Below are 15,616 nucleotides of genomic sequence, written 5' to 3' on the forward strand. Positions count from 1 at the left end.
AACGCCGGGCGGTTCGTGCCGCCCGGCGTTCCGCTGTCCTGTGCCCTCCGCCGGGGAAGGCCGGTGCCCTCCGCCGGGAGAGGCCGGAAAGAGAGGGCACCCAGGAGTGGTGGTGGCGGGGTGCGGCGAGACGGGGCCGGACGTGCGTCGGGGCGGTACGCAGGGTGCGTACCGCCCCGACCGCCTTCTCAGTCCTCCGAGGAGTCGTCGTCCTCGCCGCCGCCGCGTCCCGTGTCGGTCTCGGTGTCCGGCTTCGGGGACTTGGGCGGCTTCGGGCGTGCGCCCGGGTTGTCCCGGAGGTAGGACGCGCTGTCGCTGCCGTCGGCCGTGGCGTGACCGCCGGGAGCCGGGCCCGCCGGACCCCCGCCGTCCCGTCTGCGCAGATACCGCTCGAACTCCCGGGCGATGGCCTCGCCCGACGCCTCCGGCAGCTCGGCGGTGTCCCGGGCCTCCTCCAGCGTCTGCACGTACTCGGCGACCTCGCTGTCCTCGGCGGCCAGCTGGTCCACGCCCAACTGCCAGGCCCGCGCGTCCTCGGGCAGCTCGCCCAGCGGGATCCGCAGGTCGATCAGGTCCTCCAGACGGTTGAGCAGGGCCAGGGTCGCCTTCGGGTTCGGCGGCTGCGACACGTAGTGCGGCACGGCCGCCCACAGCGACACCGCCGGCACGCCCGCGTGGGTGCACGCCTCCTGGAGGATGCCGACGATGCCCGTGGGGCCCTCGTACTTGGTCTCCTCCAGATCCATCGTGCGGGCCAGGTCGGAGTCGGAGGTGACCCCGCTGACCGGGACCGGGCGGGTGTGCGGGGTGTCCCCGAGCAGGGCGCCCAGGATCACCACCAGTTCCACGCCCAGCTCGTGCGCGAAGCCGAGCAGCTCGTTGCAGAACGAGCGCCACCGCATCGACGGCTCGATGCCCCTCACCAGCACGAGGTCACGCGGCTTCTCGCCGCCGACCCGGACCACCGACAGACGCGTGGTCGGCCAGGTGATCTTGCGTACGCCGCCGTCCAGCCACACCGTGGGGCGGTTCACCTGGAAGTCGTAGTAGTCCTCGGCGTCGAGCGCCGCGAAGACCTCGCCCTTCCACTCCCTGTCCAGGTGCGCGACCGCGGTGGAGGCGGCGTCGCCGGCGTCGTTCCAGCCTTCGAACGCGGCCACCATCACTGGGTCGATCAGCTCGGGAACCCCCTCCAGCTCGATCACCCAGCGCCTCCTTCCGACGTGCTCTCGCGTACGTCCCAACCTTACGGCGTGCCGACGGTGCCTCCGCAGCCCCCTTGCACAGGGGAGTGAACGGATCACTGCCCCGAACCTCGCCAGGAAACACCCGCCAGTCATCCGAGCTGTCCCGGGCCGACATCGCCGACGACCTGGGACGTCCCTCCGTGGACGGGTGATACGTCCGATGACCGGGGGCGGCGCGCAGGCGTGCGGACGCCGTTGCTCCGCGGACGCTAGCGGACCTGCCTCGCCGGCCCGCTGTACGGCGCCCCCGTACGGCGGGCACCCTCCGTACGGTGGGCGAAGGCTGACGGAGCGTTCCGTCAGAGCGTGCTGCGCAGCCACTGCTCCACACTCGCGATGTGCACCGTCGCCCAGGACCGGGCGGCCTCCGCGTCCCGGTCGCGGAGCGCCGCCAGGATGGCCCGGTGCTCGTGCAGGGTGCGGCTGACCGCGTCCTCCTGGGTCAGACCGCGCCAGATCCGGGCTCGGGTGGTGGGCCCGGACAGGCCGTCCAGCAGCGAGCACAGGACCGAGTTCCCGGAGCTCTGCACGATGCCCCGGTGGAACTCCAGGTCGGAGGCGACGAGTTCCTCCACGGAGGGCGCGTCGCCGAGCGCGTCCAGCCGGGAGCTCAGCTCGGCCAGCTGCCGTTCGCCGATCCTGGCCGCGGCCATCGCCGTCGCCGCGGGCTCCAGGATGCGGCGCACCGCCAGGAACTCCAGCACGGTGTCGTCGCGGTGGAAGTCGACGACGAAACTCAGCGCCTCCAGGAGGAGCTGGGGGTCCAGACTGGTCACGTAGGTGCCGTCGCCCTGGCGCACGTCCAGGATGCGGATCAGGGAGAGCGCGCGCACGGCCTCCCGCAGAGAGTTGCGGGAGAGCCCGAGATCCGCGGCGAGCTCGCTCTCCTTGGGGAGCCGGTCGCCGGGCCGCAGCGTGCCCGAGACGATCATGTCCTTGATCTTTTCGATCGCCTCATCGGTGACTGCCATGGCGGACCTCCCCTGTCACTCCGGATGTCCCTCAGACCTCCGATGTCTCAGGACATTATGTGGGGTCAACGGGGTGACCGGGCACGGAATCCCTGGCCGGATCGGCGGACGACCCTTCGGAACGGGCGAACGCCTCCCGGATCGCGAGAGCGCCCGGCCCTGTTCCGGCGACGCTCGGCCCGGTCCCGGGGACGCCCGGACCCGGCCCGGGGACGCCCGGCTCGGTCCCGGGGAGGCCGCGCACGCCCGGCGGAGTGCCCCGCCTGGACGGGCCGGAAGACCGGTCTCGCGGTCCGCGCCCGTCCGGCCCGCCCGAGCCGAGCCGAAGCAAGGCCAGTCCCGGGCAGCGGCGACGACCGAGCTGGGGCGACGAGCGAGCCGTGGCGGCCTCAGCGCTGAGGCCGCCTCAGCCCAGGATGTCGAGGCACTCCGCCGCCGGAGGCCCGCCGCCCGGCGCCACGGTGGACCCGGCCAGCCGCCGCTGGAGCCGCTGGTGCCGGAACTCGTAGTACGCGCCGGACTGCCGCAGCACTCCGCGGCGGTGCGCCTCGTCGAGGAAGCGCATCAGACGCCAGGGCGTCCGCCCGGTCAGGGCGAGCCAGCCACGGGTGATCATGAATCGCCCCCAGGCGCTGAGCGCGAGCGGGGTCGCGCCGACCGGGATCCACATCTGGGCGGCCGCGTCGACGAGCCCTCCCCAGTCCCCGGACAGCAGCACGACCGGGAGACAGACGACCGCGGTGAGCAGCGCGGCGATGCCGCCCCGCACCAGGGAGGCGGTCCGGTCGGCGCGCAGGGTGCCGCGCGGGCCGGGCGCGCGCAGCACCTCGGAGGGCGCGCTGAGCGCCCGGTAGACACCGCAGACGCACCCGCCGACCATGCCGATCAGCACCCCCGCGGCCACCATCGGCGGCAGACAGCGCGCGAAGAGGGCCGACGGCGGACCGTCGGTGAGCCAGGCGCGGCCCCGCTCCGGGAGCACGGACCGCAGGTTCGCCGCGTACGCCACGCGGCCCGGTGCGTCCGCCGTCGTGAGACGCACGGTCACCGCACCGGACCGGGACTCGAACACCGTGTGCCGGGAGGCGAACGCGGCGCAGGTGCGCGCGGGCAGCAGCGGGATCTCGCAGTGGGGCGGGGCCGTGCCCGCCGGGTAGGCGAGCGGCAGCGCGCCGGGTGCCGGGACGAGCAGGGTGCCGGTCAGCCGGTGGTCGGTGCTCGCGGTGCGGACGCCGTCCCGTTCGTGGAACCGCCAGTGGCCGATGCGCCGTCCGTCCAGGTCCTCCCGCGAGCTGGACGTCAGGACGGTCGCCGTGACCGCCGCCGCCCCCGCGACGGAACTCGCGACGGTGCCGACGAGCAGGGTCGCCGCCATGCCCCGTACCAGGCCGGCCGTGAAGTCGTGGGCGATCCGGCCGCCCCGGCGCGGGGCGCTGTCCCGCAGGGCATGCCGGGTCCCGCCGATCAGCAGGGCGCAGCCGGACACCGCGCAGACCGTCCCGGCCAGCGCGGTATCCGGCGTCACCGCCACGCCGAGCAGCAGCGCCCCGGCCAGGCCGACCGAGCACGCGGACAGCGTGGCTCCGCTCATCAGTACCGCGGCGCGGCCCCAGTGTCCGCCGGCCCACGGAAGGTTCAGCGGGACCGGGTGCCGGGGCAGGCCCGCGACACCGAAGAACAGGGTCAGCAGCATCGCGAAGAGGAAGCCGCCGAACAGGTCGGGCAGCGGACCATCGGTGACGGCGCCGAAGCGGAAGCCGAACCGCAGGTCGTCGGTGAGGGCGACGCCCACCCACAGCACGGTGGCCGCGGCCGTGGTGACGGCCAGCTGGCGGAGCAACGGGCCGCGGGGGCCGGGCGGTCCCGGCCGGGCGGGCAGCAGGAAGGCGACCCCGAAGGCGTAGCCGAGCGTCTGGCCGAGGAGCCCCGCGACGAGCGAGCCGGAGTCCGGCACCGCCGGTCCGTGGCCCGACGGAAGGTCCAGGGCGAGGGCCGGCAGCAGCGCGCAGGCCGCGAGGATCGCCAGCAGCCCGGTCGCGTAGGCGCGGACCACCCCGGGCAGCGCCGACTCCAGCTCCCACCAGGCCAGCCGCTCGGTGCCGCGGCTCTCCAGCTCCTTGGCCAGCTGTCCCAGGCGGCGCCGCGCCTCGGCGGCGCGCCGGGGCCCGCCGTCCGCGAAGGCCGAGGGCACGAAGGCGTCCAGCAGGTGTTCCTCGATGTCCCCGGCCGTCGGGAAACGCGCGGTGTCGAGGAGTTCGGCGGGGTCGCGGGAGGTGTCGCTGTACACCGTGCGCGCGAGCGCCACCATCAGCGGGACCGTCAGTACGGCGTTCAGGGGCAGCGGTTCGTGGTCCAGCCGGCGCAGCACCGGTGTCCACACGGTCTCCCGGTGATCGCCGTCGAGGCCGCGGGGGCGGGCCGTGCGTTCGAGGTACGAGCCGGCCCGCCCGCTGTCCAGCGGGAGCAGCTGTACGACCTCGGCCGCCGTGAGCACGTCGCCCGCGCGCACCGCGGAGGCCCAGGCCGCGGGGCGGCTGGTGAGCAACAGGGGGAGTTCGTCGTCGAGTTCGGAGTTGATGCGTCGTACGGCGTCCGCGTACGCCGCCCGGGGGAGCTCGTCGAACCCGTCGAGGACGGGCAGGACGAGTCCGGTGTCGACCAGCGCGCGGCCGAGGCTGTGCCGGCCGTCCGAGGGCGCGGCCAGCGAGCGGTAGTCGGCGGCGAGGCGGTCGGCGAGCCAGTCGCGCAGCCCCGTACGCGTGGGGTCCCAGCCGGACAGCGGGAAGATCACCGGTACGGGGCCGCCGGGTTCGCGCACGGCCAGCAGTCCCAGGGTGAACCGGACGGCCAGCACGCTCTTGCCGGAGCCGGGGCCGCCCAGCGCGACCAGCCGGTGGCGCGGCAGGGACGCGAACGCCCCGACGATGCCCTCCAGTCGGTGTCCGCCGTCGCGCGGTGCGGGCACCGGTGTCCCGGGGCGGATGTTCTCCGGATGGTCGGCGAGCCGGCGGTCCGCCGGGGCCCAGCGCACGTCCAGGGGCCCGGGATCGTGGAGCCTGCGCAGCCGGGCCTCGGCCGCCCACTGTTCCCGTACCGCCTCGGCGAGCGCGTCGGCGGCCCGGCGCCGTACGTCGCCGGCGGGCCGGGGTGTGTCGGTGCCGTCGCGCAACGCGTCCGCGAGGAACGCGGCGACGGACACCACCGCCGCGATCACGGAGACGAACACACCCGCGGTGTTCTCGTCCCGAGAGTCGTGCACCGCGCCGACGAGGGCGACGAGCGCCGCCGCGCACACCCCGAAGGCAGCTCGCCGCCGCAGGCGAGCGCTCCGCCACCAGCCGCTCATGCGCGTCGTTCTCCCTGGTCGGATCCGGTCCCGTACTCCGTTGTATCCGGCATCCGTTGGGCCCAGGGAGGAATGCGTGCGGGGGCGGGGGGCGCGTGAGGCATCCGGGGGGCTGCTGGAGGTTCACCTGAGACGACGTGTACCAGGGCGTACCCAGGCGTGCCAAGGGGCGGCTCCCCCCGTGGGAGCCGCCCCTTCCCCGTGGTGCGGGTGGGTTCCCGAACCGCCGGTGCCGTCCGTGGGGCCGGTGGGTCCCCGCGGGCTACTTCTTGTCGAGCAGGTCCTGCACCTTGGCGCGGACCTCGTCCGTGGCGAGACCGCGGATCGTCAGCGTCGTACGGCGGCGCAGCACGTCGTCCGCCGTCTGCGCCCACTCGTTGTCCCGGGCCCACACGACCTGTGCCCAGATCTCGGGGGCGTCCGGGTGGACGCGCTCGCCGAGCGCCGCGTCCTCGTTCGCGAGGCGGGCGATGTCGAAGGCGAGCGAACCGTAGTGCGTCGCGAGGTGCCTGGCGGTGTCGGCGGCCATGCGCGGGCCGGGGGCCGGGCCGTCGACGAGCAGCCGGTGGGCGACCGCGCGCGGATTGGCGACGCCGGGCAGCGGCAGCTTCTTCGGCAGCGCGGAGATCGGCTCGAAGTCCTCGCCCAGCGGGTGGCCCGGCAGCGACTCCAGCTTCTTCATGACCGTACGGCCGATGTGCCGGAACGTGGTCCACTTGCCGCCCGCGACGGAGAGCATCCCGCCGCGGCCCTCGGTGACGACCGTCTCGCGCTTCGCCTTCGAGGTGTCGCCGGGACCGCCCGGCAGCACCCGCAGACCGGCGAAGGAGTACGTGATCAGATCACGGGAGAGCTGCTGGTCGCGGACGGAGAACGCGGCCTCGTCGAGGATCTGGGCTATGTCCTTCTCGGTGACCGCGACCTCGCCCGGGTCCCCCTCGTACTCCTCGTCGGTGGTGCCGAGCAGCAGCATGTCCTCCCAGGGGAGGGCGAAGGTGATGCGGTACTTGTCGATCGGGGTCGCGAGCGCGGCCTTCCAGGGGGAGGTGCGCTTGAGGACCAGGTGCGCGCCCTTGGAGAGGCGGATGGACGGAGCGGCGTTCGCGTCCTCCATCCGGCGGAGGTGGTCGACCCAGGGGCCGGTGGCGTTGAGGACGAGGCGCGCGTCGACGCCGAACTCGGTGCCGTCCGTGCGGTCCTTCAGCTCGGCTCCGGTGACCCGGCCCCGGGTGAAGCGCAGACCGGTCACCTCGGCGTGGTTGAGGACGACGGCGCCCGACTCCACGGCCGCGCGGACGGTCATCAGGGCCATCCGGGAGTCGTTCATCTGGTCGTCGCCGTAGACCGCGACGGCCTTCAGGTTCTCGGTGCGCAGCTCCGGCACGTCCTGCGCGGCCTTGGAGGGGCTCAGCAGGTGTCCCACGCCGTCGCCGAACGCGGAGAGGGCCGAGTACGCGAAGACACCGGCTCCGAGCTTCGCCGCGCCGTGCGGCCCGCCCTTGTACACGGGGAGGTAGAACGTGAGCGGGTTCGCCAGGTGGGGGGCCACCTGGCGGGAGACCGCACGGCGCTCGAAGTGGTTCTCCGCCACCAGCTTCACCGCGCCGGTCTGCAGGTAGCGCAGACCGCCGTGGAGAAGCTTGGAGGAGGCGGAGGAGGTGGCGCCGGCGAAGTCACCGGCGTCGACCAGGGCCACCCGCAGACCGGACTGCGCGGCGTGCCAGGCGGTGGAGATGCCCAGGATGCCGCCGCCGATCACGAGGAGGTCGTACGTCGCCTTGGACAGCTGTTCCCGGGTCTCGGCGCGGCTCGGGTGGGAGCCGGAGGCGGGGTGCGTACCGAGGGCAGGCACAGTCTGCAGGGTGGGCTGGCTGGTCATTGCGGGTTCTTACTCCTCAGTTCTCGTCTTCGATCCAGCCCATGGTCCGCTCGACGGCCTTGAGCCAGCTCTTGTACTCACGGTCGCGGGTGTCCGCGTCCATGTTGGGGGTCCACTCGGCGGCCCGGCGCCAGTTGGCGCGCAGGTCCTCGGTGTTGGACCAGAAGCCGACGGCGAGGCCGGCGGCGTAGGCGGCGCCGAGGCAGGTGGTCTCGGCGACCATCGGGCGCACCACGGGGGCGTCCAGGAAGTCGGCGAGGGTCTGCATCAGCAGGTTGTTGGAGGTCATGCCGCCGTCGACCTTGAGGGCCGTGAGCTCGACGCCGGAATCCTTGGTCATGGCGTCGGTGATCTCGCGGGTCTGCCAGGCGGTGGCTTCCAGGACGGCGCGCGCGATGTGCGCCTTGGTGACGTACCGGGTCAGACCGGCGATCACACCGCGGGCGTCGGAGCGCCAGTACGGGGCGAACAGGCCGGAGAAGGCCGGTACGAAGTAGGCGCCGCCGTTGTCCTCGACCGAGGACGCGAGCGTCTCGATCTCGGCGGCGGACTTGATCAGGCCCATCTGGTCGCGCATCCACTGCACCAGCGAACCGGTGACGGCGATGGAGCCCTCGAGGGCGTACACCGGAGCCTGGTCGCCGATGCGGTAGCCGACGGTGGTGAGCAGGCCCGAGTACGAGTTGATGATCTTGTCGCCGGTGTTCATCAGCATGAACGTGCCGGTGCCGTACGTGGACTTGGCCTCGCCCTCGGAGAAGCAGGTCTGGCCGAACAGGGCCGCCTGCTGGTCGCCGAGCGCGGAGGCGACCGGGATGCCGCCGAGCAGCTCGCCGAGCGGGCCTCCGGTGACCTCGCCGTAGACCTCGGCGGAGGAGCGGATCTCGGGGAGCATCGCCAGCGGGACGCCGATGGACTCGGCGATCTTCTCGTCCCACTCCAGCGTGTGCAGGTTCATCAGCATGGTGCGGGAGGCGTTGGTGACGTCGGTCACGTGGCGGCCGCCGTCGGCGCCGCCGGTCAGGTTCCAGATGACCCAGGTGTCCATCGTGCCGAAGAGGATGTCCCCGGCCTCGGCGCGCTCGCGCAGGCCCTCGACGTTGTCGAGCAGCCAGCGGGCCTTGGGGCCGGCGAAGTACGAGGCGAGGGGCAGGCCGGTCTCGCGGCGGAAGCGGTCCTGGCCGACGTTGCGGCCGAGCTCCTTGCAGAGCGCGTCGGTGCGGGTGTCCTGCCAGACGATGGCGTTGTGGACGGGCTCGCCGGTGTTCTTGTCCCACAGCAGCGTGGTCTCACGCTGGTTGGTGATGCCGATCGCCTTGATGTCGTCGCGGGTGATGCCGGCCTTCTCGATGGCGCCGGCCACGACCTCCTGGACGTTGGTCCAGATCTCGGTGGCGTCGTGTTCGACCCAGCCCGGCTTGGGGAAGATCTGCTCGTGCTCCTTCTGGTCGACGGAGACGATGCGGCCGTCACGGTCGAAGACGATGCAGCGGGACGAGGTGGTGCCCTGGTCGATCGCGGCGATGAAGGGGCCGGCGGTGTGTGCGTCGGTCACGGTGTGCTCCTGAGGTTCCGAATGAAAGGGCGGTGTCTACGTGTTTACGTCGCGCTGCTCTGGCGGTGCGGTAAGCGGTGCTCCGGGCGTGCCTCGAGGTGTTCGGCTCTTCGGCGGTGCTCCCTGGGCGGTGTTCCCGAGCGGTGCTCCGGCGATGCTCCTAAGCGAAGGCGACGTTGTAGAGGCCTGCGGCGATCGCGCCGCCGATCAGCGGACCGACGACCGGGACCCAGGCGTAGCTCCAGTCGGAGCCACCCTTGTTCGGCAGGGGGAGCAGGGCGTGCACGATGCGCGGACCGAGGTCACGGGCCGGGTTGATCGCGTAGCCGGTGGGGCCACCGAGGGAGAGACCGATCGAGACGACCACGAGGGCGGTGATCAGGGCGCCGAGGGGGCCGAGGCCGTTGCCCTTGTCGTTCAGACCCTGGGTGAGCACGGCGAGCACCAGCACGACGGTGCCGATGATCTCCGTGGCGAGGTTCTGCACCGCGTGACGGATCTCGGGGCCGGTGGAGAAGATGCCCAGGACCGGGCCGGCGGCCGGCTCCTCGGCCTCGACGGCCTTGGCGGCACGCTGCTCGTCGGTGCCGACGATCTCGGGGTCGGTCAGGTGCACCCGGAACTGTCCGTAGTACACGACCCAGACCAGCGTGGCACCGATCATGGCGCCCAGCAACTGACCGCCCCAGTAGACGGGCAGGTTGTTCCAGCCGCCGTCCTTGATGGTCAGCGCCAGCGTCACGGCGGGGTTCAGGTGCGCGCCCGACAGCGGCGCGGAGGTGTAGACGGCCGTGAGGACCGCGAAACCCCACCCGAAGGCGATGGCGAGCCAGCCGGCGTTACGGGCCTTCGAGGCCTTCAGCGTGACGGCGGCGCAGACGCCACCACCGAGCAGGATGAGTATGGCGGTACCTATGGTCTCGCCGATGAAGATGTCGGAGCTGGACACCCGCGACTCCTTTGTCCTTCGTCCAGGGAAGCCGAACCCCGGGTCCCTCCGGTGGTTCGCGCCCTCGGGGGTGAGGGCGATGACGGCCGCTGGCACTGCCACACCCTAACGCTTTTGTCGTCAGGTGTTCGACAATGTCGACCGATGGACGGGAGTCTTGCTCCGCTGTTACCAGCTCGTCAAGGGTTCCGTTATCGAAAACACGATCGTTATTGATTGCTGTGGGCTATCGGTCTCGGGACGGCGGCGCACCGCACGCGAACGGGTACGTCGTGTGTGCGCGAGGGTGTTCCGGGAGGGTGCGGGACGCCCCTCCCGTAGGTGCGGAACGCGCTCCGCTCGGCTGTGGCACGCGGCCGTGAAAGCGGCCGTGAAGACGCGCGCGAGCGCACGGAAGGCCGGTACGTCACCGACGTACCGGCCCGCTCGGCCCGGGGAGACCCCGGCCCGGCGGGCGGAGGGCCCGTGGCTCGGGAGCGGTCCGGGGCTCGGGGGTGGCGTGCGGCTCGGAGAGGGCGCGCGGGTCGGGGGCGGCGCGCGGCTCAGGGAGGGCGCGCGTCCCGGGGCGGGTCCGCGGTTCAGGGGTGGCGCGTGGCCCGGGCGACCGCGCGGGTCCGCGCCCGCGGACGGGCCCGCCGACGCACCGGCCGGCGCGCGGATGTCCGCGCGCCACCGCCGCTGGGCGTCAGAACCGCCCTGCTTCCAGGTCCCGCGCCACATCGGGCGGGCGTCAGAACCGCCCTGCTTCCAGGTCCCGCGCCACATCGGGCGGGCGTCAGAACCGCCCTGCTTCCAGGTCCCGCGCCACATCGGGCGGGCGTCAGAACCGCCCTGCTTCCAGGTCCCGCGCCACATCGGGCGGGCGTCAGAACCGCCCTGCTTCCAGGTCCCGCGCCACATCGGGCGGGCGTCAGAACCGCCCTGCTTCCAGGTCCCGCGCCACATCGGGCGGGCGTCAGAACCGCCCTGCTCCCAGGTCCCGCGCCACATCGGGCGGGCGTCAGAACCGCCCTGCTCCCAGGTCCCGCGACACCGCGCGGGCGCAGTCGCGCACCGCCGCGATCAGGTCGGGCCGCAGCTCCCCGTCCTTGCAGACCCGCTCCACGGCCCCGGTGATGCCCACCGCGCCGACCGGCATGCGCCGCCGGTTGTGGATCGGGGCCGCGACCGAGGCGACACCCGTCCAGGTCTCCTCGACGTCGTCCGCGTATCCGCGGGCCCGGGTCAGGTCGAGCACGCCCTCGAACTCCTCCAGCGTGCTGACCGTCCGCGCCGTGAACTCGTCGCGCTCGGCCTCCAGCACCTCGCTGTGGGCCACCGGGTCGTACGCCGACAGGACCTTGCCCAGCGCCGTGGAGTGCAGCGGCTGCATGGCCCCGACCTCCAGCACCTGGCGGCTGTCGTCGGGCCGGAACACGTGGTGCACGATCAGCACCCCCTGTTGGTGCAGGACCCCCAGGTACACGCTCTCCCCGCTGGAGCGGGCCAGGTCGTCGGTCCATACCAGCGCCCGCGCCCGCAGTTCGTGCACGTCGAGGTAGGTGGTCCCGAGGCGCAGCAGCTCGGCGCCGAGCTGGTAGCGCCCGGAGACGGTGTCCTGCTCCACGAAGCCCTCCTGCTGAAGGGTGCGCAGTATGCCGTGGGCCGTCCCCTTGGCCAGGCCCAGCGACGAGGCGATGTCGGACAGGCCGAGCTGTCGCTCGCCGCCCGCGAGCAAGCGCAGCATCGCCGCCGCCCGTTCGAGCGACTGGATGTTCCGTGCCATCGCCGTGCTGCCTCCGTTCCCCTTCGACCGTCGGCGGCCGCCTACGTTGCCGCCGTTCGACAATGCCGAACACTACCGTTCGCCGACGGGCTCTCGCTAACAGGTGGTCGCAAGATGTCCCGTCCGTTCTTAACACCCCGGCCGCCTCCGCCACGCCCGTCCGTCCCCTGGACGCCACTGACCCTCGGGCGGCGCTCCGGGCTACCCTGACGGCGTGCGCGTTCCATGAGAAGCGCAAAGCCGACAGCCGTCGCACTCCAGGGAGCACCTTCATGGCTTCGTTGCCGAACCCGTCCCCTTCGTCCGAGTTCGCCGAGAACCGGGCCCGCATCGACGCACTGCGTGAGGCCCTCGCCACCCGTGTGGTGGTGGCGGACGGCGCGATGGGCACGATGCTGCAGGCGCAGGATCCGACGCTGGAGGACTTCGAGAACCTCGAAGGCTGCAACGAGATCCTGAACCTCACCCGGCCGGACATCGTCCGTTCGGTCCACGAGGCCTATTTCGACGTCGGCGTGGACTGTGTCGAGACCAACACCTTCGGAGCGAACCACTCGGCCATGGCCGAGTACGACATCGCCGACCGTGTGCACGAACTCTCCGAGGCGGGAGCGCGGCTGGCCCGTGAGGTCGCCGACGACTACGCGTCCCGCGACGGCCGCCGGCGCTGGGTCCTCGGCTCCATCGGCCCCGGTACCAAGCTGCCGACCCTCGGCCACGTCCCCTACGGCACGCTGCGCGACGGATTCCAGGCGAACGCGGAGGGACTGATCGCGGGCGGCGCCGACGCCCTGATCGTCGAGACCACCCAGGACCTGCTGCAGACCAAGGCCTCCCTGCTGGGCGCCCGCCGCGCCATGGAGGCACTCGGACTCGACCTCCCGCTGCTGTGTTCGATGGCGTTCGAGACGACCGGCACCATGCTGCTCGGCTCCGAGATCGGTGCCGCGCTGACCGCGCTGGAGCCGCTCGGCATCGACATGATCGGCCTGAACTGCTCGACCGGTCCCGCCGAGATGAGCGAGCACCTGCGCTACCTCACGCGGCACTCCCGCATCCCGCTCCTCTGCATGCCGAACGCCGGTCTGCCGGTCCTCACCAAGGACGGCGCGCACTTCCCGCTCGGCCCCGAGGGACTGGCCGACGCGCAGGAGAACTTCGTCCGTGACTACGGCCTGTCCCTGGTCGGCGGCTGCTGCGGCACGACGCCCGAGCACCTGCGGCAGCTCGTCGAGCGGGTGCGGGGGGTCGAGCCCACCGAGCGTCACCCGCAGCCGGAGCCCGGTGCCGCGTCGCTCTACCAGACCGTGCCGTTCCGCCAGGACACCGCGTACATGGCGATCGGCGAGCGCACCAACGCCAACGGTTCGAAGAAGTTCCGCGAGGCCATGCTGGACGCCCGCTGGGACGACTGCGTGGAGATGGCCCGCGACCAGATCCGCGAGGGCGCCCACATGCTCGACCTCTGCGTCGACTACGTCGGCCGGGACGGCGTCGCGGACATGGAGGAGCTCGCCGGACGTTTCGCCACCGCCTCGACGCTGCCGATCGTCCTCGACTCGACCGAGGTCGACGTCATCCGCGCGGGCCTGGAGAAGCTGGGCGGCCGGGCCGTCATCAACTCCGTCAACTACGAGGACGGGGACGGTCCCGACTCGCGCTTCGCGAAGGTGACCCGGCTCGCCCGCGAGCACGGTGCCGCGCTGATCGCGCTCACCATCGACGAGGAGGGCCAGGCCCGCACCGTCGAGACCAAGGTCGCCATCGCCGAACGGCTGATCGAGGACCTGACGGAGAACTGGGGCATCCACGAGTCCGACATCCTCATCGACACCCTGACCTTCACCATCTGCACCGGTCAGGAGGAGTCCCGCAAGGACGGCATCGCCACGATCGAGGCGATCCGCGAGCTGAAGCGGCGCCGCCCCGACGTGCAGACCACGCTGGGTCTGTCGAACATCTCCTTCGGCCTCAACCCGGCCGCCCGGGTGCTGCTCAACTCGGTCTTCCTCGACGAGTGCGTCAAGGCCGGCCTCGACTCCGCGATCGTGCACGCGAGCAAGATCCTGCCCATCGCGCGCTTCGACGACGAGCAGGTCACCACCGCCCTCGACCTCATCCACGACCGGCGCGCCGAGGGATACGACCCGCTGCAGAAGCTGATGGCGCTGTTCGAGGGCGCCACCACCAAGTCCCTGAAGGCGGGCAGGGCCGAGGAGCTGGCCGCGCTGCCGCTGGACGAGCGGCTCAAGCGGCGCATCATCGACGGCGAGAAGAACGGCCTGGAGGCGGACCTCGACGAGGCCCTCCGCAGCCGTCCCGCCCTGGACATCGTCAACGAGACGCTGCTCGACGGCATGAAGGTGGTCGGCGAGCTGTTCGGCTCCGGCCAGATGCAGCTGCCGTTCGTGCTCCAGTCCGCCGAGGTCATGAAGTCCGCGGTGGCGTTCCTCGAACCGCACATGGAGAAGTCGGACGCCGAGGGCAAGGGCACCATCGTGCTGGCCACCGTGCGCGGAGACGTCCACGACATCGGCAAGAACCTCGTCGACATCATCCTGTCGAACAACGGCTACAACGTCGTCAACCTCGGTATCAAGCAGCCGGTCTCCGCGATCCTGGACGCCGCCGAGGAGCACCGGGCCGACGTCATCGGCATGTCCGGACTGCTGGTCAAGTCCACGGTGATCATGAAGGAGAACCTGGAGGAGCTCAACCAGCGCGGGCTGTCCGCCGACTACCCCGTCATCCTCGGCGGCGCCGCCCTGACCAGGGCGTACGTCGAACAGGACCTCTACGAGATCTACGAGGGCGAAGTCCGCTACGCCCGAGACGCGTTCGAGGGCCTGCGTCTGATGGACGCGCTGATCGGGGTCAAGCGGGGCGTGCCCGGGGCCGTGCTGCCGGAACTGAAGCAGCGCCGGGTGCGGGCCGCCGCCGCGCAGCCCGTGCCCGAGGAGCGCCCCGAGGAGGGGCACGTCCGCTCCGACGTCGCGGTCGACAACCCCGTGCCCACGCCGCCGTTCCGGGGCACCCGGGTCATCAAGGGCATCCAGCTCAAGGAGTACGCGTCCTGGCTGGACGAGGGCGCCCTCTTCAAGGGGCAGTGGGGCCTCAAGCAGGCCCGTACGGGCGAGGGACCGTCGTACGAGGAGCTCGTCGAGACCGAGGGCCGGCCCCGGCTGCGCGGGCTGCTCGACAAGCTGCAGACCGACAACCTGCTCGAAGCGGCCGTCGTCTACGGGTACTTCCCGTGCGTCTCCAAGGACGACGACCTGATCCTGCTGGACGAGCAGGGCAACGAACGCACCCGGTTCACGTTCCCGCGCCAGCGTCGCGGACGGCGGCTGTGCCTCGCCGACTTCTTCCGTCCCGAGGAGTCCGGCGAGACGGACGTGGTCGGCCTCCAGGTGGTCACCGTCGGCTCCCGGATCGGCGAGGAGACCGCCAAGCTCTTCGAGTCCAACTCCTACCGCGACTACCTCGAACTGCACGGCCTGTCCGTGCAGTTGGCGGAGGCGCTGGCCGAGTACTGGCACGCCCGGGTCCGTTCGGAGCTCGGTTTCTCGGGTGAGGACCCGGCGGCCGTGGAGGACATGTTCGCCCTCAAGTACCGGGGCGCCCGCTTCTCCCTCGGCTACGGTGCCTGCCCCGACCTGGAGGACCGCGCGAAGATCGCCGAACTGCTGGAACCCGAGCGGATCGGGGTCCACCTCTCCGAGGAGTTCCAGCTGCACCCCGAGCAGTCCACGGACGCCATCGTGATCCACCACCCGGAGGCGAAGTACTTCAACGCGCGCTAGGTCGTGTCCGCGGCCCACAGGCGGCCCACAGGGCCCTCCACGTCGTGCGCGGGCCCCGAGGAGCCCCGGGCCGCCCGTGCGTGCGGCCCGGGGCTCCTCGG

8 protein-coding genes are annotated in these 15,616 nt (G+C 72.1%); 1 reads left to right on the forward strand and 7 read right to left on the reverse strand.

Going from position 1 to position 15,616, the window contains the following annotated elements:
- Positions 1–188: 188 nt before the first annotated feature.
- From OG776_RS32240 to OG776_RS32270, 7 genes are all read right to left on the reverse strand, one after another.
- Positions 189–1,205, reverse strand: coding sequence for a PAC2 family protein (locus OG776_RS32240; protein WP_148007676.1), 1,017 nt, complete (start codon positions 1,203–1,205; stop codon positions 189–191).
- A gap of 341 nt (positions 1,206–1,546) precedes the next feature.
- The gene (locus OG776_RS32245; RefSeq protein WP_148007677.1) at positions 1,547–2,218 is read right to left on the reverse strand and encodes a FadR/GntR family transcriptional regulator; all 672 of its coding nucleotides are present in this window, start codon (positions 2,216–2,218) and stop codon (positions 1,547–1,549) included.
- A 406-nt stretch (positions 2,219–2,624) separates the two neighbouring features.
- Positions 2,625–5,564 carry an NACHT domain-containing protein gene (locus tag OG776_RS32250; RefSeq protein WP_329322961.1) on the reverse strand — a complete coding sequence of 980 codons (2,940 nt, stop codon included), beginning with the start codon at positions 5,562–5,564 and terminating at the stop codon, positions 2,625–2,627.
- A gap of 262 nt (positions 5,565–5,826) precedes the next feature.
- Positions 5,827–7,443, reverse strand: a complete 1,617-nt coding sequence (locus OG776_RS32255) for a glycerol-3-phosphate dehydrogenase/oxidase (RefSeq protein ID WP_148007678.1) — start codon at positions 7,441–7,443, stop codon at positions 5,827–5,829.
- 16 nt (positions 7,444–7,459) lie between these two features.
- A complete protein-coding gene (glpK, locus tag OG776_RS32260) occupies positions 7,460–8,998 on the reverse strand; it encodes a glycerol kinase GlpK (protein WP_148007679.1) in 1,539 nt (512 codons plus the stop codon).
- Positions 8,999–9,158: 160 nt separating this feature from the next.
- Positions 9,159–9,947 carry an MIP/aquaporin family protein gene (locus OG776_RS32265; RefSeq protein ID WP_148007680.1) on the reverse strand — a complete coding sequence of 263 codons (789 nt, stop codon included), beginning with the start codon at positions 9,945–9,947 and terminating at the stop codon, positions 9,159–9,161.
- 1,000 nt (positions 9,948–10,947) lie between these two features.
- The gene (locus OG776_RS32270; RefSeq protein ID WP_148007681.1) at positions 10,948–11,712 is read right to left on the reverse strand and encodes an IclR family transcriptional regulator; all 765 of its coding nucleotides are present in this window, start codon (positions 11,710–11,712) and stop codon (positions 10,948–10,950) included.
- A gap of 272 nt (positions 11,713–11,984) precedes the next feature.
- Here OG776_RS32270 and metH point away from each other — a divergent pair, with 272 nt between their 5' ends.
- Complete coding sequence (gene metH, locus OG776_RS32275; RefSeq protein WP_148007682.1) at positions 11,985–15,515, forward strand: methionine synthase; 3,531 nt, start codon at positions 11,985–11,987, stop codon at positions 15,513–15,515.
- The last annotated feature ends 101 nt before the right edge of the window (positions 15,516–15,616 follow it).

The organism is Streptomyces sp. NBC_01689, assembly GCF_036250675.1.
Taxonomy (GTDB): domain Bacteria; phylum Actinomycetota; class Actinomycetes; order Streptomycetales; family Streptomycetaceae; genus Streptomyces.